A 22,857-nucleotide genomic window follows, 5' to 3' on the forward strand; every position below is an offset into this window, starting at 1 on the left:
AGCAATTATTAAAAAAAAACTATCCGGCAAAATCTGGTATTATAAGAGACTGTGTCAATTGTCCGGGCTATATCTGTGTGCCTTTAGAATAATATTTTTGGCATTTTCGGGGCTGTTTTTCCTTATGAAAATCAGGGGAAAATACCCGTTTTTTATCTAAAAGATTAATGCTATTTTTGAGGCGATAATTTCTTCACAATACGTTACATCCAAGCCTCAAAAAGGCTTTTAATAAAAGGTTCTATGATTAGTTTTATTCTTTCCGTTGTATTGTTGTTATTGAATCAGTTTTAAAAAAGCTATTCCTTCATGATAATAATTTTTCAGGCTTTTTTCAGTATTGGAAAGGTTTCTTCTGTTTATGCGCATAATTTTTTAAATTTGTGCCCTTATGAAAAAAGCATACTCCCTCTTTGACTTTTCGCAAAAGGTTAATTATAAAAATGAAATTTTAGCGGGGCTCACCGTAGCCATGACGATGATTCCCGAATCATTGTCGTTCGCGATTCTGGCTGGTTTTCCTCCCCTGGTGGGTTTGTACGCTGCATTTATTGCCGGTCTGGTTACGGCCATTTTTGGCGGCAGGCCCGGAATGATTTCGGGTGGGGCAGGCGCAACGGTAATTGTTCTGATTGCCCTGATGAAATCTCACGGAATTGAGTATGTTTTTGCAGCTGTTGCACTTGGTGGCGTGGTGCAAATCTGTATCGGGCTTTTTAAACTCGGAAAATTTATCAGACTGGTACCGCAGCCCGTCATGTTTGGTTTTGTAAACGGACTTGCAGTGGTTATTTTTATGTCGCAATTGGAGCAATTTAAAACAGTTGTAAACGGACAAGTTTCTTGGCTGCAGGGAACAACGCTGTACATTATGTTGGGTTTGGTCGCCTTAACGGTGAGCATTGTTCTTCTTTTTCCTAAAATCACTAAGACAGTTCCGGCTTCTTTGGTGGCCATAATGGTGGTTTTCGCTATCGCGCTTTTGTTTCATATTGATACCAAAACAGTAGAAGATATTGCTTCTGTTCAGGGCGGATTTCCTCCTTTTCATATTCCCAATATTCCTTTTTCTTTTGATACGCTTAAAGTGATATTTCCCTATTCGGTAATTGTTGCCGCTGTTGGTTTAACAGAGGGTTTGCTGACCTTAAACCTGGTGGACGAAATTACAGGAACCCGCGGAAACAGTAATCGGGAATGTATTGCTCAGGGAAGTTCGAATATCTTAAACGGTTTTTTCTTCGGAATGGGCGGCTGTCCGATGATTGCACAGACCCTCGTCAATCTTTCGGCAGGTTCGAGAGCACGGCTTTCGGGAATAATTGCGGCACTGACTATTTTGATAATTATACTTTTTGGTGCTCCGGTAATTGGAAAGTTACCGATGGCAGCTTTAGTTGGGGTGATGATGATGGTGGCGATAACAACCTTCGAATGGGCAAGTTTCAGGATTATAAACAAGATGCCCAAACACGATATTTTTGTTGGAATATTGGTTGCCCTAATCACGATTGTGTTGCACAATTTGGCTTTGGCAGTATTAATTGGAGTTATTATTTCGGCCTTGGTTTTTGCCTGGGAAAGTGCCAAAAGAATCCGTGCCAGACATTATACAGATGAAGAAGGAGTAAAACACTACGAAATTTATGGTCCTCTATTTTTTGGTTCTATTGCTGCTTTTATGGAAAAATTCGATATCCGGAATGATCCCAATCATGTGATTATCGATTTTAAGGAAAGCCGCATTGCCGATATGTCTGCCATTGAAGCTTTGAATAATCTGACCAAAAAATACAGTCAGTTAAACAAAACGGTCGAACTGACGCATTTAAGTCCTGACTGTATTCTGTTACTTAAAAATGCCGAAGCAGTTATTAAGGTAAATGTTATTGAGGATCCGACTTATAAAGTAGTCAATTAAAGAATTAGATAATGAGAAAATTAGATAATTAGATAATGAGATAATGTTTGAAATTTTCTAATTATCTAATTGACTCATTATCTCATTAACCCCTTCACTTCGCTAAACTTTCCGTCCACTTCATCTATTTTCAATCCTAAGATATGGGCGATTAAAGAATAAACCGAAACGTTCTGAAAGCATCTGACTTCTTTATTGACTTTAAAAACCGGGCCTTTTGCATAAAAAATAGCCTGCATGTCTTTGTTTTTATTGTCGTAACCGTGGGTTCCTCCTTTTATCTTTTGGTCTTTATCATTTACTAAACTATATCCTTTTTCGGCTTCAATAACAAAATCATGCACCCGCGGATTCGTGCCATAATGCAATCTTTTGGGCAATTTTCCGGCTCTCCAGAATTTAATATGCGGTACTTTTTTTAAAGCTGCTGCAATGGAATCCTGATAACCGGGTTTGGCCTGTAAACTCATAATCGGATTAATAACAGCTTTGTAACCTAACCATTCGGGTTTTAGATACTCTAAAAGGGCCACTTTTTTGTCATTGCTGATAGCTGCCATTCCGTGATCGGAAACGATGATTAAATTGATTTGTTTACCGATCGGCAACTGATCCAGTTTTGCAGATAATTGTCCCATGATAGAGTCCATTTTAATAGCCATCTTTTTATTTTCCGGAGAAAGTGGACCAAAATTATGTCCGGTGTGATCGGGTTCATCAAAATATAAAGTAATTAAGTGCGGACGTTGTTTTTCAGGAAGCTGTAGCCATTTTATCACGGTGTCAATTCTGGTTTCGTACGGCACTTTATCGTCGTACTTCTTATAAATACCGGGTCTTTTCTGATCGGTATCCGATCCCGGCCAGAAAAAAGAAGCTGTTTTGATACCCTGTTCTTCGGCCACATTCCAGATTGGATTCCCACCATAAAAACGGGAATCATTTTTGGCATTCGATGATAAGGAGAAGGATTCGTTAAGTTGAGCGTCATAAAAAACGTTATTAATGATGCCATGATGATCCGGGTAAAGACCTGTCACAATCGAATAATGATTCGGGAAAGTTTTGGTCGGATAGGAGGGTTTCATTGATTTTGCATGAACGCCTTCTTTGGCTATTTGTTTTAAATTCGGAAGATTAAATTGCTTCCCATAATCCCAGCGAAACCCGTCCATAGAAACTAAGACTACGTAAGTGTCTTTATTGGTCTGGGCCTGTGAAAAAGTGGTAAGAAGTAAAAATGTAAAAGATAATAGGTGAGTAGTGAATTTTCTCATTTTGTAATTTTAATAGAATTACAAAGATATTCATAACAGATTTTTTAATGAAAAAGAGAGTGTTAAGTTTGCCACCAATTACACGAATTTTCGCGAATGCTTTATGTAGAAAAAGGTTGCCACAGATTAAAGGATTAAATGGATTAATCTGTGGAAATCTTGTAATCTATGGCTAAAAAGTTTGCCACTAATTACACGAATTTTCACGAATGTTTGGTTTGGAAAAAGTTTGCCACGGATTAAATAGATTAATCTGTGGAAATCCTTTAATCTGTGGCTAAAAATGGTTGCCACGAATTGCGCGAATTTTCACGAATTGCACGTGTGGAAAAAGTTTGCCACGAATTACACGAATTTTCACGAATGTTTGGTGTGGAAAAAGTTTGCCACGGATTAAATAAATTAATCTGCGGAAATCTTTTAATCTGTGGCTAAAAATGGTTGCCACGAATTGCGCGAATTTTCACGAATTGCACGTGTGGAAAAAGTTTGCCACAGATTAAAGGATTAAATGGGTTAATCTGTGGAAATCTTTTAATCTGTGGCTAAAAAGTTTGCCACTAATTACACGAATTTTCACGAATGTTTGGTGTGGAAAAAGTTTGCCACAGATTAAAGGATTAAAATGATTAATCTGTGCAAATCTGTTTAATCTGTGCGAATCTGTGGCAAAAAAGCCATTGAATCGGTATCTAAAAAACCTGCAGTGAATTATGCGCAAGCTTTAAAAAAATAATTCGTGAAAATTCGTGTAATTCGTGGCAAAAAAAAAGCCATTTAATCGGTATCTAAAAAACCTGCAGTGAATTATGCGCAAGCTTTAAAAAAATAATTCGTGAAAATTCGTGTAATTCGTGGCAAAAAAAATCCTTTTAATCTGTGGATAAAAAACAAAAAAAACGCCAAACAGAATCTCTGTTTGGCGTTTTATAATGTAAGAAGTGAAGAACGATTACATCATTCCCGGCATACCGCCACCCATTGGCATTCCGCCTCCGTTTTCTTCTTTAATATCAATTAAGGCACACTCTGTAGTTAAGATCATTCCGGCAACAGAGGCAGCATTTTCTAATGCTACACGGGTTACTTTCTTAGGATCGATAATTCCTGCTTTAAGCATGTCTACATATTCGTCAGTTTTGGCATTGTATCCGTAATCACCTGAACCTTCAGAAACTTTCGCTACTACTACAGAACCTTCAAGACCTGCATTTTCAACGATAGTTCTTAATGGAGATTCAACAGCACGGGATACAATCTGAATACCTGTAGCCTCGTCAGCGTTGTCAGCTTTAAGATCTGCTAAAGCAACTTTAGCTCTTAATAATGCTACACCACCACCAGCAACGATTCCTTCTTCAACAGCAGCACGGGTTGCGTGTAAAGCATCGTCAACTCTGTCTTTTTTCTCTTTCATTTCCACTTCAGAAGCAGCACCAACATAAAGAACAGCAACACCACCTGCTAATTTAGCCAAACGCTCCTGTAATTTTTCTTTATCATAATCAGAGGTAGTAGTTTCCATCTGACCTTTAATTTGGTTTACTCTGTTTTTGATGATATCAGCTTCACCAGCACCACTTACAATTGTAGTGTTGTCTTTATCGATAGAAACTCTTTTTGCAGTTCCTAACATCTCGATAGTGGTGTTTTCAAGTGTATACCCTCTTTCTTCAGAAATTACGGTTCCACCAGTTAAAATAGCGATATCTTCTAACATTGCTTTTCTTCTGTCTCCAAAACCAGGAGCTTTTACAGCAGCAATTTTAAGAGCACCTCTTAATTTATTTACTACAAGAGTAGACAGCGCTTCTCCGTCAACATCTTCAGCAATAATCAACAATGGCTTTCCTGATTGTGCAACCGGTTCTAAAACAGGTAGTAATTCTTTTAAAGAAGATACTTTTTTGTCGTATAATAAGATGTATGGAGAGTCTAATTCAACTTCCATTTTCTCTGGATTTGTAACGAAATATGGAGAAAGGTATCCTCTGTCAAACTGCATTCCTTCAACAACATCAACGTAAGTATCTGTTCCTTTAGCCTCTTCAACAGTAATTACCCCTTCTTTACCTACTTTAGCGAAAGCTGTAGCGATCAAATCACCAATCACTTCGTCATTGTTTGCAGAAATAGAAGCAATTTGTTTGATTTTATCAGAATCACTTCCAACCACTTTAGCTTGTTTTGCCAAATCAGCAACGATAGCTTCAACGGCTTTATCAATACCGCGTTTCAAGTCCATTGGATTTGCTCCTGCAGCAACGTTTTTCAAACCTTCCTTTACAATCGCCTGAGCTAAAACTGTAGCAGTTGTAGTTCCGTCTCCTGCCAAATCATTGGTTTTAGAAGCAACTTCCTTAACCATTTGCGCGCCCATGTTTTCTAACGGGTCTTTTAATTCGATTTCTTTTGCAACCGAAACTCCATCTTTAGTAACCGTTGGTCCACCAAATGATTTTCCGATAATTACGTTACGACCTTTTGGTCCAAGAGTTACTTTTACAGCATTTGCCAATGCATCAACACCACGTTTTAATCCGTCACGTGCTTCAATATCAAATTTTATATCTTTTGCCATTTTTTTAATTTTTGTTTAATGTTTGGTTTGTTTCAAGTTCCAAGTCTTAATTCGTAGTACTTAGAAACTTAATACTTATTATTTTTAGATTATCGCTAAGATATCATCCTCACGCATGATCAAATAATCAGTTCCTTCCAGTTTTAATTCTGTTCCTGCATATTTACCATATAGAACAGTGTCGCCAACTTTTACGGTCATAGTGTGATCTTTAGATCCATTTCCTACAGCTACTACAGTTCCTTTTTGTGGTTTCTCTTTGGCAGTGTCCGGAATAAAAATTCCTGAAGCAGTTTTGGTCTCAGCTGCTACAGGCTCAATAAGTACGCGGTCTGAAAGCGGTTTAATATTTAAAGCCATAATTTTATTTTATATTAGGTTATATTTTTTTAATGTTCTGTAAACTTTCAGAAATTGTGCCATGCTCAAAAAACTGACATTTTTTCTTAAAAAAAATGCCAGCTTTGACAGGCTGGCATCTTAATTTTATATCAGAAATATTATTTTGCTGCCGGAGCTGCAGGAGCAGGAGTTCCTTGTACAGGAGCTGCAGGCGTTGTAGCAGGTGCTTCGGTTTTTTCAATAAGTTTAGAATCAGTATCGCTTAATGATCCTGTAAAGCTTAAGCTTGAAAGTAAGATTAATGCAATAAGGATAGTAGCCAACGTCCAGGTACTTTTGTCTAAAAAGTCTGTTGTTTTTTGTACTCCACCTAACATTTGAGTTCCGCTGATAGTAGAAGACAATCCGCCTCCTTTAGGGTTTTGAACCATGATTACTACGATCAATAGAAAGCAAACTATTGTGATTAAAACTAAAAAAATTGAAAATGTGCTCATTGTTTAATTATTATTGTTATTTTGTTGTAAAATCTTTATATCCGAAATACGGTCTGCAAAGAAACTAATTTTTTCTGGATATTTCAAAATTAATATTTGATAAGCTTGTATCGCTTTTGTATATTTTTTTTGCTCCAGATATACCCGGGCCAGAGTTTCGGTCATTAAATATGAATTGTCCTCGTTTTTATTGGGGTCAAGCACCACCGTTGGAACAATTGCAGTGGGTTTTATAGGCGGAATTTTCGGATTTGTTTCAATAAATTTATTAATAATCTCCGCTTTTTTCTTTTTCTCTTCTTCAATTGACTCAGTTTCCTGTCTTTCAGCAACAGGTTCAGTTACAGGCTCCGGAGTTTTTTCGGTTTCTTGTACTGCTTCTGTTTTTTCTGCCGGACCTTCTTTTGTTCGGTCAATTGGTTCTGTTCGGGCTAATTGCAGCCATTCCTGAAAAGAATGTTTTTCATTAGCAGAAAAATCCAACGGTTTTCCGATTTCCAGATTTTCTTCGGCATTTTTTACCGTTTCAGCAATCTCAGTTTCTTTTAAATCTTCAAAAACAACTGTTGTAGCTTCTTTTACAGCATTATAGACTGACTCTTCAATCGGTTCAACACGTACTTCAGGGATTTTTTCTGTTTCCTGCACGGTAATCGGTTCATCAGTACTAATTAGAGTTTCTTCTTCTTTTTCAAAAGTGGAAGCAGGCTGCTCCACGAAAGAATCAATGGTAATCTCTTCCACTATAATTCGCTCTTCTGTAGCACTTGGAGTTTCTTCTTGTACTGAAGCCTGAACAGGCTGTTCAACAAAAGAATCAATGGTGATTTCTTCAATTACAATTGGTTCTTCTGTAACAATTGGAGTTTCTTCCTCCGTAAAAGTAGAAACAGGTTGTTCAACAACAGAATTAATGGTAATCTCTTCAGTTATAAGCGGTTCTTCAGTAACGATTGGAGTTTCTTCTACAGAAGCGGAAACAGGCTCCACAAAAGAATCGATGGTAACTTCTTTTACTAGTACCGGTTCTTCAACAATACCTGGAGTTTCTTCTTTGACAGCCGGAGTGAAATTTTCTACAAAAGAATCTAAAGTAATTTCTTCGATTGCGATTGTTTTTTCAATTACGACTGGAGCTTCTTCTTTTACGGGAGTCAGAACAGGCTGTTCAACAACAATATCAACCGGTTTTTCTTCCGCTTTTTTAGGTTCTTCAAAAACTACTGTTGTGGCTTCCCTTATAGATGACAAAATAGATTGTTCAATCGGATCAATTCTTATTTCGGGAACTTTCTGGATTTCCGGTAAAACGATTTCAATTTCAAAAACCGTAATATTCAAAAGATCTTTGAGTTTCTGATCGTAATATTCATTTTGTATAGAGACAAAGGTCTCAGATGTAATAAAGTCAAACAATACAGAACGATCTGTAGTATGTGCTGCAGTAACTTTTAAGGCATAATTATACTTAAAACTATTCTGGTTGTAAAGCCCTTTCAATCGCAATGCCCTTGCACTTTGAAAATAGGGAAATTCATTCAGAACATTGCCTAATGCTTCCGTTTGCTTTTCAGTAATAGCATCGGGTTTGTTTATTAGGTGTGTATAATCAGTTACATTCATTTTTGTTTTTTTAATCGTTTATTCCTTTCCTTGTTAAATTGTTCGAAAACCGATCTAACGGTTAACCGATTCAACAGGTCAATATTTTTTTACCATTTAGCTAATGACTCATTAAAAATATCCTGGGTAATTCTGTCGTAAATCTCTTTAATGGCAGCATTCAGGGAAGATCCTACAAGTTGTTCTGTTCCGGGATAATCTTTGTAGAACTCAAATGTTTTTTCGAAATCATCAGATTCTTTATTCTTATTGGTAAATCTCACATTAATACGGATTGTTAAACGGTTTTGGGCTGCGCCCACATCACCGCCTGATGTCACCGCAGTTGCTGTCATTGGAGTTGTTCTGTAGTCTACAATTTCTCCTTCATACACCAAATCCCCGCCATTGCTGACAAGGTTCAAATTAGTCTGATTCTGAATTAAATCCTGCAATGCCAGCGTAAAGTCCCTGTCGATTCCCGGCTCGATCAAATCGGCATTGTTCTGGAAAAAGTTAACCTGAAACGTTTTTGCATCAATTTTTCCTGTCCCTGTAAAATTGTAAACAGAACAGCCACTTAACATAAAGAGGCTCATTAAGGCGAATAAAGAATATATTTTTTTCATAAGATGTTTGGTGAAAATTCCAATTTTTTAAATCCCAAATTCCAATTTTAAGAATTGCGTTGCAATTCTCTGGTGTTGGACTTAGTTACATTTTTTTTCAAATATACTAATTTGGAATTTTAAGTTTTGCCAGATTGGAATTTGGGATTTATTTTTTGGAATTTAATTTATTTTTATAAATCAAATTGTTTAATTTTTCGGTACAAAGTTCGTTCTGAGATCCCTAGCTCATCGGCAGCTGCTTTACGTTTTCCTTTGTTTTTTTCTAATGATTTTTTGATCATTTCGATTTCTTTTTGCTCCAGGCGTAAAATTTCTTCTTCCTCTATTGTTTCGGCATCCAGATAATTATTATCATCCTGTATGTGATAATTGTCTTCGCGGGTCGCGGGGGTCATGACAGCTGTTCTTGGTTCTTCTTCAAAATCTATTTCGCTGTCATTTTCCTGTGAACCGTATATTTTCTGAATCAGGTTAGGATTGATATCCTGTACTTTTGCAGATCCGTTTTTCATTAATTCCAAAGTGAGTTTTTTCAGGTCATTCAGATCACTTTTCATATCAAAAAGAACCTTGTACAAGATGTCTCTTTCGGTGCTGAAATCACTTTCTTTTTTCTTATCGCTAATAACAGATGGCAAACTGCTTCCTTCAGTTGGTAAATAAGATTGTAAGGTTGCAAGGGAAATATCACGGTTGGTCTCTAAAACCGAAATTTGTTCGGCTACATTTCGCAACTGACGAATGTTACCGTTCCATCTGAATTTTTGCAGAAGTTGCACTGCATTGTCGTCCAGCCTTAAAGGCGGCATTTTGTATTTGTGTGCAAAATCGGCCACAAACTTGCGGAACAGCAAATGAATGTCTTCATTTCTTTCGCGTAACGGTGGCAATGTAATTTCTACGGTTGTCAGACGATAGTATAAATCCTCACGGAATTTTCCTTTTTCGATGGCATTGAATAAATTGACATTGGTTGCGGCTACGATTCTCACATTTGTTTTCTGAACCTGGGACGAACCTACTTTTATAAATTCTCCGTTTTCAAGAACACGCAGTAAACGTACCTGAGTGGTTAAAGGCAATTCTCCTACTTCATCCAGGAAAATAGTTCCGCCGTCTGCCACTTCAAAATATCCTTCACGTGTGCTTGTTGCACCGGTAAAAGCTCCTTTTTCATGACCAAAAAGTTCACTGTCAATTGTTCCTTCCGGAATGGCTCCACAGTTTACGGCAATATATTTACCATGCTTTCGGTGTGAAAGCGAATGAATGATTCTCGGAATGTTTTCTTTACCAACACCACTTTCCCCTGTTACCATTACCGAAATATCAGTAGGGGCAACCTGAATGGATTTTTCTATGGCGCGGTTTAACTTCGGGTCATTCCCGATAATCTCAAAACGTTGTTTTATTGCCTGAACTGTTTCCATGTATGTTTTTTATCTTTTGCCACAGATTAAATGATTAACTCAGATTCTCTAAATTATAAAATATATCTTTTATATTGAAGAGATTTTGTTTGAAAGTTAACTAGTAATCCTAATTCTGAACGCGACAATTTTATATAATTTAAAATCTGAGCGATATGTTCGCTTGAAAATTCTTTTATTGCTTTTACCTCTAAAACAATATCTTCATTAATTATGAAGTCGGCATAAAATTTATGAGGTAAGATTTTACCTTTGTATTCAATTGAATATTCCTTCTCTCTTTCGAAAGGAATATTGTTTTCCTTAAATTCTATTTCTAAAGCATCTTTGTAAATTATTTCTAATAATCCTGGTCCAAGGTTCTTATGAACTTCCATGCATATTCAAATAATCTTATAAGTCTCTTTTTCTCTGTAATATTGCATAAGCTAACTAATTTTACCAATTAAATTTAAAATAAGAAAAATAATACAAAAAATCATTTTAATCATTTAATCTGTGGCAAAAAAAAATATTAATTCATGCTGCTCAGCCCAACAGCTTTTCCTTTTAAGGTTCCTGAAGTACAGCTTTCGATTTTTACATTTACGAAATCTCCAATTTTATAATTTTCCTTTGGAAAAACTACGGTAATACTCTGGGAATTTCTTCCTGAGAATTCTTCGGTTGATTTTTTAGATACTTTTTCGACTAAAACTTCAACCGTCTGGCCTACAAACTCCTCACTTCTAAACCAGGCGTGTTTTTGTTGTAAGTCTACGATTTCCTGCAATCTTCTGGCTTTGGTTTCTTCCGGAACATCATCTTCCATTTTTCTTCCGGCCAAAGTTCCCGGGCGTTCCGAATACGAATACATATAACCGAAATTATATTTTACATATTCCATAAGGCTCATGGTATCCTGGTGATCCTGCTCTGTTTCTGTAGGGAAGCCGGCAATCATATCTTGTGAAATCGATGCATTCGGAATAATAGACCTGATTTTATCGATCAGCGTCATGTATTCTTCACGCGTGTGCAGACGATTCATTTCTTTTAAAATTCGGTCACTACCGGACTGAACAGGCAAGTGGATATGTTTACAGATATTTGGATATTTTGCAATAACATGCAAAATGCTTTCGTGCATATCCTGCGGATTAGAAGTCGAAAAACGGATACGCATTTTAGGAAAACCAACAGCAACCATTTCAAGCAGCTGATCAAAATCAACAGCCGTTGCTTTTTGCATGTCCGAAGCATTGACAAAATCCTTTTTCAGGCCGCCTCCGTACCAAAGGTAACTGTCAACGTTTTGGCCTAATAAGGTAATTTCTTTAAAACCTTTGTCCCATAAATCCTGAATTTCCTTCATGATACTTTGTGGCTCACGGCTGCGTTCACGACCGCGTGTAAAAGGAACAACGCAGAACGTACACATATTATCACAGCCACGGGTGATGGAAACCAAAGCGGTAATTCCGTTGCTCATTAAACGAACAGGCGAAATATCACCGTACGTTTCCTCTTTCGATAAAATTACATTAATGGCGTCACGGCCTTCTTCCACTTCCGCCAACAGATTAGGCAAGTCTTTGTACGCATCAGGACCTACTACAAGATCAACTATTTTTTCCTCTTCCAGAAACTGACTTTTCAAACGTTCGGCCATACAGCCCAAAACGCCCACTTTCATTTTTGGGTTAATGCGTTTTACGGCATTATATTTTTCCAGACGTTTACGAATGGTCTGCTCGGCCTTGTCACGGATGGAACAGGTATTTACCAGAACCAGATCGGCTTCTTCCAAAACAGAAGTCGTATTGTATCCGCCTTCATATAAAATGGAAGCTACGACTTCACTATCCGAAAAATTCATCGCACAGCCGTAACTTTCTATAAAAAGCTTTTTAGTATTCTCAGGTTTATTTTCCAAAACAAGATTTTCACCCTGCTTACTTTCTTCAATAATCTTTTCCATTGCGTAATTTCAAAGTGCAAAGATAACGCAAAACCGATAAAGATGACAAGATGTCAGATAAAGAATTAACAATGTTTTCAGAAATGTTGATAGATTTTTGAATTCGAATTGTAGTGTCCGGACTTCCGATTTTTAAAGCAGTTTTCTTTTTTACGAACTATTTTTTGGTGCTTATGCACTTCTAAAGTAGAGGAGTATTTTGTACTTATACGATTTTAAGTATTAAAAAAAAGCATATTTCCGGGGTGTAAACCTTTAAAAGTTATACCTATATATATAATCGATATGTTTACAGATAAATCTGTAATTTTTAGAAACATATTATTAAAATACTTCAAAAATGAACAGAGAAGGTTGATATTTAAAAAAAATAGATACTTTTGTTGCAGAAAAATAGAGCAATGGCAAAGAATTTAGTAATAGTGGAATCACCTGCAAAGGCGAAAACGATAGAGAAATTTCTAGGAAGTGATTTTCAGGTAGAGTCGAGTTACGGACACATAGCCGATTTACCGTCAAAAGAAATAGGAGTAGATGTTGAGAATGGATTTAAACCTAAATATGAAGTTTCTCCGGATAAAAAAGCCTTGGTAAGTAAACTAAAAACACTATCTAAAAATGCCGAAATGGTTTGGCTGGCAAGTGATGAGGACCGCGAGGGGGAAGCTATTTCATGGCACCTGGCGGAAGAATTAAAACTGGATACTAAAAAAACCAAAAGAATTGTTTTTCACGAAATTACTAAAAGTGCCATTCTTAAAGCAATTGAAAATCCAAGAGAAATCGATTATAATTTAGTAAATGCCCAGCAGGCGCGTCGTGTTTTAGACCGTTTAGTGGGTTATGAATTATCTCCGGTTTTATGGAGAAAAATTAAAGGCGGTTTGTCTGCCGGTCGTGTGCAGTCTGTTTCCGTTCGTTTAATTGTAGAAAGAGAACGTGAAATTCAGAATTTCAACGCCGTTGCGAGTTATTCGGTTGTTGCGGAATTTGTTAATGAGGCCGGAAAAGCATTCAAAGCCAAATTGCCTAAAAATTTTAATACGAAAAAAGAAGCCGAAGATTTCTTAAAACAAAATATCGGGTCTATATATAAGGTAGCGGATTTAGAAACCAAACCTACCAAAAAATCTCCAACAGCACCTTTTACTACGTCGACTTTACAACAGGAAGCGGCCAGAAAATTGTATTTGCCGGTTGGAATCACCATGCAGTTGGCACAGCGTTTATACGAAGCCGGACTTATTACGTATATGAGAACCGATAGTGTAAACCTTTCCAAAGATGCTATGGATGCTGCAGAAGCTGAAATTATAAAATCATACGGAAAAGAATTTTCAAAACCCCGAACTTTTGCTACTAAAAGTAAAGGAGCGCAAGAAGCTCACGAGGCCATTCGTCCGACAGATATGTCACGTCACACGGTTAATATTGATCGTGATCAGGCACGTTTGTATGATTTGATCTGGAAAAGAACACTGGCTTCTCAGATGAGCGATGCACAACTGGAAAGAACAAACGTAAAAATTGAAGCGAATAATCACGGTGAAATTTTTACTGCTTCCGGAGAGGTTTTACTTTTTGAAGGTTTCTTAAAAGTATACTTAGAAGGGCATGATGATGACGAGGAAGAGCAGGAAGGTATGCTTCCGGCATTAAAAGTAAATGAAAAATTAGCCAATAATTATATTACGGCTACAGAAAGATATTCAAGACCACCGGCACGTTACACGGAAGCTTCCCTGGTAAAAAAATTAGAAGAATTAGGAATTGGTCGTCCGTCTACGTATGCACCAACTATTTCGACGATCATCAACAGAAATTATGTTGAAAAAGGAACTCTTGAAGGTCAGGAACGTAATTATACACAACTTACTTTGCAAAACAGTAAAGTTGGAGAAAAGCTGTTAAAAGAAAATACAGGTTCGGATAAAGGAAAATTGGTTCCGACAGATATCGGTACTATCGTAACAGACTTCCTGGTTAAGAATTTCGGAAACATCCTTGATTATAATTTTACGGCGAAAGTAGAGCAGGATTTTGACGAAATTGCAGAAGGAAATATTGACTGGGCCACCATGATGAAGGAGTTCTACGATAAATTCCACCCGAATGTAAAGGAAGTAGAAGCAAATGCGGAGCGTGAAAGCGGTGAAAGAATCTTAGGAAAAGATGCTGACGGAAGACAGGTTTCTGTTCGTTTGGGAAAATTTGGGCCAATGGCTCAGATTGGAGAAGCAGATGATGAAGATAAAAAATTCGCCAGCTTAATGTCAGACCAGAATATTGGCAACATTACGCTTGAAGAAGCTTTGAACTTATTTTTATTACCTAAAAACTTAGGGGAATATAAGGGAGAAGAAGTAGAGGTGAGCAATGGTCGATATGGCCCTTATGTTCGTCACGGAAGCGTATTTATTTCTTTACCAAAAGGAGAAGATCCTTTAAGTTTGTCTAAAGAAAGAGCACAGGAATTAATTGACGAAAAAGCTATTGCTGATGCTCCAATCGCTGTTTACAAAGGCGAAGGTGTTCAGAAAGGTGTGGGACGTTTTGGTCCTTTCATCAAATGGAACGGTATTTTTATCAATGTAAGTAAAAAATATAATTTCGATAATTTATCACAACAGGACGTTGAAGAACTGATTGAAGATAAATTGCAGAAAAATATAGATAAAGTACTCCACAATTGGGAGGACGAAGGAATTTTGGTTGAAAAAGCACGTTGGGGCCGCTCGGTGATTACAAAAGGTAAGATCAAAATTGAATTAAGCAAAGATGTTGATGCTACCAAGCTGACACTGGAAGAAGTTCAGGAAATGATCGCCAAAAAAACACCGGCAAAGAAGACACCCGCAAAAAAAGCAACAACAGCTAAAAAAGCCCCAGCTAAAAAACCAGCTGCTAAAAAGAAATAAAAAATGGAATTTGATTTTCTAGAACCAGTTAATGACGGAATTTTAAAATTCATTAGTTCGTTGTCTTCTCAGGAATTGGGCAGTAAAGTAGCTTTTCATACGCAGGACCAGTTTCCTGATATTAGCAAAATTACGATTGCAATTGTTGGCGTTTTAGAAGACCGACGAAATACAGAAGGTTTTAATGTGGTAAATCTGAATGCTGTAAGAAAGAAATTTTACAGTATGTTCCCGGGTAATTGGGATGCATCAATTGCAGATTTGGGAGACATACTTGCGGGAGATTCAGTAGAGGATACTTATTTTGCACTTAAGAAAGTAACAGCTGCTTTGATTAAGAATAAAGTGATTCCGATAGTTGTGGGAGGTTCACAGGATCTGACCTACGCTTTGTACCGCGCATATGACGATTTGGAACAGATGGTAAACATGGTTTCGGTAGATAATAAATTTGACTTTGGCAAAGAAAATGAACTGGTTTCGGCTAATTCCTATCTGACAAAAATCATAATAGATGAACCGAATAATCTCTTTAATTATTGCAATATCGGTTATCAGACCTATTACAATTCTCAGGAAGAGATTGATTTAATTGAAAAATTGTTTTTTGATGCTTACCGTTTAGGGGAGATTTCAAATAAAATAGCATTAGCAGAACCTGTTTTCAGGGATGCGGATTTGGTAAGTATCGATTTAAATTCGGTAAAATCTTCAGCTTCAGGTAATATGGTTTCTTTTGAGCCTAATGGTTTCAACGGAAAAGAGATCTGTTCGCTGGCCAGATATGCCGGTATCAGTGATAAAGTTTCCTCTTTTGGGATATTTAATCACAATAGTACCGTACAGGAATCGGGAATTATTGCTCAGATCATGTGGTACTTTATAGAAGGGTATCACTATCGTTCAAAAGAATATCCATTTGGGAGCAGGGCCAACTATTTAAAATATATTGTTCCTTTGGAAGAGGAAGAATTAATTTTTTATAAAAGTGATAAAACAGACCGTTGGTGGATAGAGATTCCATACGAATCTAACGGACATAATAAATTGAAAAGAAATACGTTATTACCATGCTCTTACGACGAATATTTGCTCGCTTGTAACCAGGAACTGCCAGAAAGATGGTGGAAAGCGCAACGAAAAAATGCTTTATAGAAGCAAATTTTAACAGAAATCAGAATTTTTTAAAATTATTAAAAAAAAGTTAAAAAATATTAGTAAGAAAAGAAGTATATATTATAAAATTTAACGTTTTACGTCGATTTTTCAGGTTAGTTTATCGACAAAATATTTTTTTTTTATTTTATTTAACATTATTTTTGAACGGTGAAATAAATTACGTGAGTAGTATTGTTTTTTAGATAAATAATAAATACGTTTACGGACTTATAATAATGAATAGATAATCCCAAATTTATATGAAGAAGTTTATTGCATTTGCAGCAATGTTAACCCTAGTTATTGGCTGTGGAAAATCAGGTGATAAAGGAGAGTTAGTTGGTGTTACAGGAGGAAAATGGCATCCTGAAAAACCTTATGGAATGACATTGGTTCCAGGTGGATCTTTTATTATGGGTAAATCAGATGCTGATTTGGCTAATGTAGAAGATGCTCCAACTAAAACAGTAACGGTACGTTCTTTTTACATGGACGAAACTGAAATTACAAATAGCGAGTACCGTCAATTTGTGGAATGGGTAAAAGATTCTACAATGAGAGTTCGTCTGGCTATTTTAGCTGATGAGACCGGACAAAAAGGTGCTGGTGACGCTAAGGGTAAAAAAGCAGGTAGTATTGCTGATTATGCATTTAATGATTCAGATCCTGAAAAAATGACTGCGTATGACAAATACATGTATGATAACTACTATAGTGTAGGTACTGCTGATGATCCTTACGCGGGAAGAAAATTAAACAAAAAAGTAAAATTAATCAAAGATACAAAGGCTTACCCGGATGAGTATTATACTGAGGTAATGGATTCTATGTATTTGCCAATTGAAGAATCATATAATGGTTTGAGAACAATTGACGTGAATAAATTGAAATTCCGTTACTCCTGGATGGATATTCAGGCTGCTGCAAAAGCTAAAGTTGGAAAAAGAAAAGATTTCGTTAAGACAGAGCAGGTGAGTGTTTATCCTGACACAACAGTCTGGATTAAAGATTTCGCTTATTCTTATAATGAGCCAATGCATAATGACTATTTCTGGCACAAAGCTTACGGAGATTATCCTGTAGTTGGTGTTACATGGAAACAGGCAAAAGCATTTTGTGCCTGGAGAACTTTGAACAAAAATAGTTATATCAAATCTAAGAAAAAAGGACGTGACTTAGTAAATGCTTTCAGATTGCCAACAGAGGCAGAATGGGAGTATGCTGCAAGAGGAGGTCTGGAATCAGCTACTTACCCATGGGGAGGACCTTACACGAAAAGTGACAGAGGTTGTTTCCTTGCAAACTTCAAACCAAGCAGAGGAGATTATGCTGCTGATGAGGCTTTGTATACAGTTGAAGCTAAATCTTACGATGTAAACGGTTATGGATTGTATAATATGGCTGGTAACGTTTCAGAGTGGACGGATTCAGCTTACAATCCAAATGCTTACGAATATGTTTCAACAATGAATCCAAACGTAATTGACGGAAACAACCAAAGAAAAGTGGTTCGTGGAGGATCGTGGAAAGATGTTGCTTACTTCCTACAGGTAAGTACTCGTGATCACGAATATGCAGATTCAGCAAGAAGTTATATTGGTTTCAGAACTGTACAGGATTACATGGGAACTCAAGTAACGGGTAATAGAAAAAAGTAAATTATAATAAATTCAATAACCAAATCAATCTATTTCAAATTAAAACCTAAAAAAAAGTATTATGGCATTATTAAGTAAAAAAGCAATGAATTTCGCTTATGGTATGGGAGCGGCAGTGGTAATCGTTGGAGCGTTGTTCAAAATTACGCACTTTGAACTTGGACCTTTAACTGGTACGGTTATGCTTTCAGTGGGATTATTAACTGAAGCATTAATTTTTGCTCTTTCTGCTTTCGAGCCTGTTGACGAAGAGTTGGACTGGACTCTTGTGTACCCTGAATTAGCTAATGGTCAAGCCAGAGTAAAAGCTGACAAAAAAGAAACCCCTTCTGATGCTCAAGGATTATTGTCTCAAAAGTTAGACGTAATGTTAAAAGAAGCTAAAATTGACGGAGAATTAATGTCAAGTTTAGGAAACAGTATTAAAAATTTCGAATCAGCTGCTAAAGGAATTGCTCCTACTGTAGATTCTATCGCTTCTACTAAAAAATACAGCGAAGAATTGTCAATGGCTGCTGCTCAGATGGAATCATTAAACAGCTTGTACAAAGTACAATTGGAAAGCGCTGCAAGAAATGCTGACGCTAACAAAGAAATCGCTGATAATGCATCTAAATTAAAAGAACAAATGCAATCAATGACTGCAAACATTGCTTCTTTGAACAATGTTTATGGTGGTATGCTTTCTGCAATGAGTAACAAAGGATAATTAGTTTTTAACTATTATAGTAAATTTATTAATAAGAACTAATTAGAAAAAAATGGCAGGAGGAAAATTAACCCCTAGACAGAAGATGATTAACCTGATGTATCTGGTTTTCATCGCAATGTTAGCAATGAACGTATCGAAAGAAGTAATTTCTGCTTTTGGTCTGATGAATGAAAAATTTGAAAGTGCAAATACTAATTCAACTGAAACAAATGCAAGTTTATTGATGTCTTTAGATCAAAAAGCTGCTGAAGCAAAAGGAGAATTCGCTATTGCTGCAGTTACTGCTCACAAAGTTGAAACAATCTCAAAAGAATTTTATGATTATATAGCTACTCTAAAAGCTCAGTCTATCAAAGGATTTGAAGTAGAAAAAGAAACCGGAAAACTTCCATACGAAGCGATGGACAGAGGTGATAATATCGACGACTGGTTTACAGGAGACGGTTACACTAAAAAAGGTAAAGAAATTATCGCTAAAATCGAGAAATATAAGTCAGATATTAAAGCTGCCTTAGGGACAGATAAAAAATATGCTGGTATTATTTCTGAGGTTGAGAAAAAGTTTGACGTTTCAGATGTAAAAAACAAAGAAGGAATTAAAGAAAGATACTTAGAGTACCACTTTAAAGGATTTCCTGCAATTGCATCAGCTGCAAAGCTTTCAACTTGGCAAAACGATGTTAAGAAAACTGAGGCTGACGTTTACAACAGTGCTTTAGGAAAAGCGGCCGTAGCAGCTGCATCTTATAGTAACTACCAGGCAATCGTTGTTTTAGATAAAAATGCTTACTTCCAGGGAGAAAAAGTAACTGGTAAAGTTGTTTTAGGTCGTTATGACGAAAACACAAAGCCAGAAAGTGTTACTGGAGCTAGCTTAGATGCTGCTACTGGACAAGCTAGAATTAACTTAACTGCTGGAAATGTAGGAGAGCAAAATATTGGTGGTCAATTTAATTTTATAGAGGATGGTAAAAAAATTAATTTACCTTTCAAAGGAACTTATGTTGTTGTACCAAGACCAAACTCTGCTACAATCTCTGCTGATAAGATGAATGTTGTTTACAGAGGAGTTGTTAACCCAATCTCTGTTTCATTCGCTGGTGTTGACGCAAACAAAATTGCTGCAAGCGCTCCGGGATTAGTTTCTGCTGGTAAACCAGGTAAGTATAACATGAGCCCTGGTCAGGGTACTGAAGCTACTATTTCTGTTACTGGTACATTACCAAACGGAGATAAAGTTACAGATAAGAAAACGTTCAGAATTAAAGGTATTCCTGGGCCAACAGGAACAATTAGAGGTGAGATGGGTGTTGTTAAAGGACCAAAATCTAACTTAGAAATTGCTACAATTGGTGCTAAATTACTTGACTTTGACTTTGAAGTTGGTTTAGATGTTGTTGGATTTAACCTTAAAGTAACAGGACAACCTACAGTTGTTGTTAGTGGAAACAGATTAAATGCACAATGTAAACAAATACTTTCAAGAGCAGGTAAAGGAGATCAGGTTACTATTTCTGAAATTAAAACTAAACTTGTTGGAGCTGGTAGTTACTTATTACCAAGAACTGCTCCGGTAATTTACGAAATACAATAATAAAGTAGGTGAAACTACGTTCAATATCTTATAATGATATCATGATGAAAGTAAGAAATTTTTTAATAGCTATTGTTTCTATCGCCGGAGGTTTCGCTTCTAATGCGCAATCTAATTTGCTTAATGCAAAAACACCCGCTCAGATAGGACTTAAGACTCCTGCACAGCTTATCTCCGATAATGACAAGCCTCTTGCTTATGGTTATGTGGATGATAGAGATGTATTGATGGGGAAAACTACTTGGGAAATTATTGATTTGAATGAAAAAATCAACTTTCCATTGTACTTTCCGGTAGATACGGCTAATATTGGTGCTGATAGACGCTCTTTGTATGATGTTTTGACGAAGGCTATGAAGAATGGCAAAATAACTGAAGTGTATTCTGATAGTTATTTTAATACTAAAAAATCTTTGAAAGACATTCAGGGTTCATTATCTCGTGTTGATACAACAGATGCTGGTAGAGAGTTAATCAATCAATATCCTGATGACTACAAAACACACGTTGTAAAGAAAAAAGTAGTTACTGGTACTGGTAAAAAGAAGGTTGTAACCTATGTTGATGAAACAGTTGGAGCAACAAGAACAGTTCCTGCTGAGTATATTCTTAAGCAAGATCTTACTTCTGCAGATGTTACACAATACAAAATAAAAGGATACTGGTATTTTGACAAACGTCAAAGTGAATTAAAATATCGTTTACTTGGAATTTGTCCTGTAACTCCTGACGTTTATACCATGAACAGTGACGAAAAGGATTATATCGAGTTGTTCTGGATTTTCTATCCAAACTCAAGAGAAGCATTGCATGAAGCAAAAGCTTTTAATGACAGCAATTCGGCATTACCAATTTCTTTCGATCAAATCTTAAATTCAAGACGTTTTAACGCTGTTGTGTATAAAGAAGAAAACTTGTACGGAGATCGTGAGATCAAAGAATACATGAAAGACAATGCACAGAACCAGTTGTTAGAATCAGAAAGAGTAAAAGAGAAGATTCGTAACTTCGAACAGGATATGTGGAACTACTAAGTTTCTAAAATTAAATTATAATAAAAACTCTTACTACCTTTGTAGTAAGAGTTTTTTTATTTTACCTATTACTTAATATGATTGATTATCTCATTATCGGATCCGGACTGGCCGGAATTTCCTTTGCAGAAGTTGCCCTGAAAAACAATAAAACGATTGTAGTTCTTGATAATAATTCTCAAAATTCATCGCGGGTAGCAGGAGGTTTGTATAATCCTGTTATTTTAAAACGCTTCAGCGAAGTTTGGAAAGCACAGGAACAATTGGTTTTAATGAATGATTTTTACAATCAGATTGAAGATAAATTGCAGACGAAGTTTAATTTTAAATTACCGATTCTTAGAAAATTCTTTTCTATCGAAGAACAGAATAATTGGTTTGCCGCTTCAGATAAAAAAAACCTCGCACCTTTTTTATCCACCAAACTAATTAACCGAAAATACAATAGCATAGATTCTCCTTACGATTACGGGGAAGTGCTTCATACAGGCTATATCGATACGGCTTTACTGTTAGATCGTTATAAAGAGTACCTCATAGAGCACAACCTATTGCTGGAAGAATTTTTCGATAGTGTGTATATCGAATTTTTGAATGATGGAATCCAGTATAAAAATATTCAGGCGCGCCATATTATTTTTGCGGAAGGCTTCGGCCTGCACAAGAATCCTTTTTTCAATTATCTGCCCTTAGATGGTACGAAGGGAGAATTATTTGTCATAAAAGCTCCGGACTTGAATTTAGATGTTATTGTCAATACAAGCGTTTTTATCTTGCCTATGGGTAATGATCTCTTTAAAGTTGGTGCTACCTACAACTGGCAGGATAAAACTGATGTGCCAACAGAAGAAGGAAAACAGGAGTTAGTAGATCGCATTAAAGAAATTATTACTTGTGATTTCGAAATTGTAAAACATTTTGGCGGAGTTCGCCCGACTGTGAAAGACAGAAGACCTTTAATAGGAACACATCACGAGCGTAAATCAGTTCACATCCTCAACGGATTAGGAACACGCGGCGTAATGCTGGGACCTGCAATGGCAAAGGCTTTGTTTGACAAGATTGAAAATAACATTCCATTAGATGCTGAAATCGACATTCAGCGGTTTCATAAAAGATATCTCAAAACCCTTATTGTTGACCGGCCGTAGGATCATAAGAAACAAACATATTGATGTATAGATTTCTTGAAAGCCTTAAAACAAAAGGAAACAATACAATCAGGCTGATGACGATTGCTATAAAAGATGTTTCGATCGTGGCCTGAAAAAATACAAACGAAATAATAAAAGCTGTGATTCCAACGGCTACATTTAAACCATAACTCACGTACATTGCTCCGTAAAAAAAAGAAGGTTCAATTTGATATTTTAATCCACAGTGACTGCAATGATCGTTCATTTTGAGAACTTTAGTCAAATGAAGCGGATTTTTGTCCGAATACATGCTTTCTTTTTGGCATTTTGGACAACTTCCTGTTAAAATACTATTTAGTTTGGATCCTTTTTTTAACATTTGCAAAAAATTAAATTACCCATTGG

Annotated in this window: 18 protein-coding genes; 8 read left to right on the forward strand and 10 right to left on the reverse strand. The window is 36.4% G+C overall.

What is annotated here, in order from left to right:
• Positions 1-391 precede the first annotated feature (391 nt).
• On the forward strand, positions 392-1,921 hold the full coding sequence (locus D0817_RS16115) for a SulP family inorganic anion transporter (protein ID WP_127339406.1): 1,530 nt from the start codon (positions 392-394) through the stop codon (positions 1,919-1,921).
• A gap of 77 nt (positions 1,922-1,998) precedes the next feature.
• On the opposite strand, the gene D0817_RS16120 is transcribed toward D0817_RS16115, so the two are convergent.
• From D0817_RS16120 to miaB, 9 genes are all read right to left on the reverse strand, one after another.
• Positions 1,999-3,198, reverse strand: a complete 1,200-nt coding sequence (locus D0817_RS16120) for an alkaline phosphatase family protein (protein WP_127339407.1) — start codon at positions 3,196-3,198, stop codon at positions 1,999-2,001.
• A 952-nt stretch (positions 3,199-4,150) separates the two neighbouring features.
• Complete coding sequence (gene groL / locus D0817_RS16125) at positions 4,151-5,779, reverse strand: chaperonin GroEL (RefSeq protein WP_127339408.1); 1,629 nt, start codon at positions 5,777-5,779, stop codon at positions 4,151-4,153.
• A gap of 84 nt (positions 5,780-5,863) precedes the next feature.
• Positions 5,864-6,139 carry a co-chaperone GroES gene (locus D0817_RS16130; protein WP_012023920.1) on the reverse strand — a complete coding sequence of 92 codons (276 nt, stop codon included), beginning with the start codon at positions 6,137-6,139 and terminating at the stop codon, positions 5,864-5,866.
• 140 nt (positions 6,140-6,279) lie between these two features.
• Positions 6,280-6,618: a preprotein translocase subunit SecG gene (gene secG / locus D0817_RS16135; protein ID WP_127339409.1), complete on the reverse strand. Its 339-nt coding sequence runs from the start codon at positions 6,616-6,618 to the stop codon at positions 6,280-6,282.
• Between the two features lie 3 nt (positions 6,619-6,621).
• Positions 6,622-8,241 (reverse strand): tetratricopeptide repeat protein, encoded by a 1,620-nt coding sequence (locus D0817_RS16140; protein ID WP_127339410.1) that lies wholly within the window; start codon positions 8,239-8,241, stop codon positions 6,622-6,624.
• A gap of 89 nt (positions 8,242-8,330) precedes the next feature.
• The gene (locus D0817_RS16145) at positions 8,331-8,849 is read right to left on the reverse strand and encodes an LptE family protein (RefSeq protein ID WP_127339411.1); all 519 of its coding nucleotides are present in this window, start codon (positions 8,847-8,849) and stop codon (positions 8,331-8,333) included.
• Positions 8,850-9,022: 173 nt separating this feature from the next.
• Complete coding sequence (locus tag D0817_RS16150) at positions 9,023-10,282, reverse strand: sigma 54-interacting transcriptional regulator (protein WP_127339412.1); 1,260 nt, start codon at positions 10,280-10,282, stop codon at positions 9,023-9,025.
• 53 nt (positions 10,283-10,335) lie between these two features.
• Complete coding sequence (locus tag D0817_RS16155; protein ID WP_238160895.1) at positions 10,336-10,659, reverse strand: GxxExxY protein; 324 nt, start codon at positions 10,657-10,659, stop codon at positions 10,336-10,338.
• Positions 10,660-10,796: 137 nt separating this feature from the next.
• Positions 10,797-12,242, reverse strand: a complete 1,446-nt coding sequence (miaB, locus tag D0817_RS16160) for a tRNA (N6-isopentenyl adenosine(37)-C2)-methylthiotransferase MiaB (protein ID WP_127339413.1) — start codon at positions 12,240-12,242, stop codon at positions 10,797-10,799.
• A 401-nt stretch (positions 12,243-12,643) separates the two neighbouring features.
• Here miaB and topA point away from each other — a divergent pair, with 401 nt between their 5' ends.
• From topA to D0817_RS16195, 7 genes are all read left to right on the forward strand, one after another.
• Positions 12,644-15,160 (forward strand): type I DNA topoisomerase, encoded by a 2,517-nt coding sequence (topA, locus tag D0817_RS16165; RefSeq protein ID WP_127339414.1) that lies wholly within the window; start codon positions 12,644-12,646, stop codon positions 15,158-15,160.
• A gap of 3 nt (positions 15,161-15,163) precedes the next feature.
• The gene (locus D0817_RS16170; RefSeq protein WP_127339415.1) at positions 15,164-16,315 is read left to right on the forward strand and encodes a formimidoylglutamase; all 1,152 of its coding nucleotides are present in this window, start codon (positions 15,164-15,166) and stop codon (positions 16,313-16,315) included.
• 263 nt (positions 16,316-16,578) lie between these two features.
• A complete protein-coding gene (gene porK / locus D0817_RS16175) occupies positions 16,579-17,976 on the forward strand; it encodes a T9SS ring complex lipoprotein PorK/GldK (RefSeq protein ID WP_127339416.1) in 1,398 nt (465 codons plus the stop codon).
• Between the two features lie 61 nt (positions 17,977-18,037).
• The gene (porL, locus tag D0817_RS16180; protein WP_127339417.1) at positions 18,038-18,685 is read left to right on the forward strand and encodes a type IX secretion system motor protein PorL/GldL; all 648 of its coding nucleotides are present in this window, start codon (positions 18,038-18,040) and stop codon (positions 18,683-18,685) included.
• Between the two features lie 52 nt (positions 18,686-18,737).
• Positions 18,738-20,282 carry a type IX secretion system motor protein PorM/GldM gene (porM, locus tag D0817_RS16185; RefSeq protein WP_127339418.1) on the forward strand — a complete coding sequence of 515 codons (1,545 nt, stop codon included), beginning with the start codon at positions 18,738-18,740 and terminating at the stop codon, positions 20,280-20,282.
• Between the two features lie 44 nt (positions 20,283-20,326).
• Positions 20,327-21,316 carry a type IX secretion system ring subunit PorN/GldN gene (gene porN / locus D0817_RS16190; RefSeq protein ID WP_127339468.1) on the forward strand — a complete coding sequence of 330 codons (990 nt, stop codon included), beginning with the start codon at positions 20,327-20,329 and terminating at the stop codon, positions 21,314-21,316.
• A 77-nt stretch (positions 21,317-21,393) separates the two neighbouring features.
• On the forward strand, positions 21,394-22,467 hold the full coding sequence (locus D0817_RS16195; RefSeq protein ID WP_127339419.1) for an NAD(P)/FAD-dependent oxidoreductase: 1,074 nt from the start codon (positions 21,394-21,396) through the stop codon (positions 22,465-22,467).
• On the opposite strand, the gene D0817_RS16200 is transcribed toward D0817_RS16195, so the two are convergent.
• Positions 22,448-22,831 (reverse strand): DUF983 domain-containing protein, encoded by a 384-nt coding sequence (locus D0817_RS16200; RefSeq protein ID WP_127339420.1) that lies wholly within the window; start codon positions 22,829-22,831, stop codon positions 22,448-22,450. The two genes, D0817_RS16195 and D0817_RS16200, sit on opposite strands and share 20 nt — an antisense overlap.
• Between the last annotated feature and the right edge of the window lie 26 nt (positions 22,832-22,857).

The organism is Flavobacterium cupreum (assembly GCF_003996965.1).
In the GTDB taxonomy this organism is placed as follows: domain Bacteria; phylum Bacteroidota; class Bacteroidia; order Flavobacteriales; family Flavobacteriaceae; genus Flavobacterium; species Flavobacterium cupreum.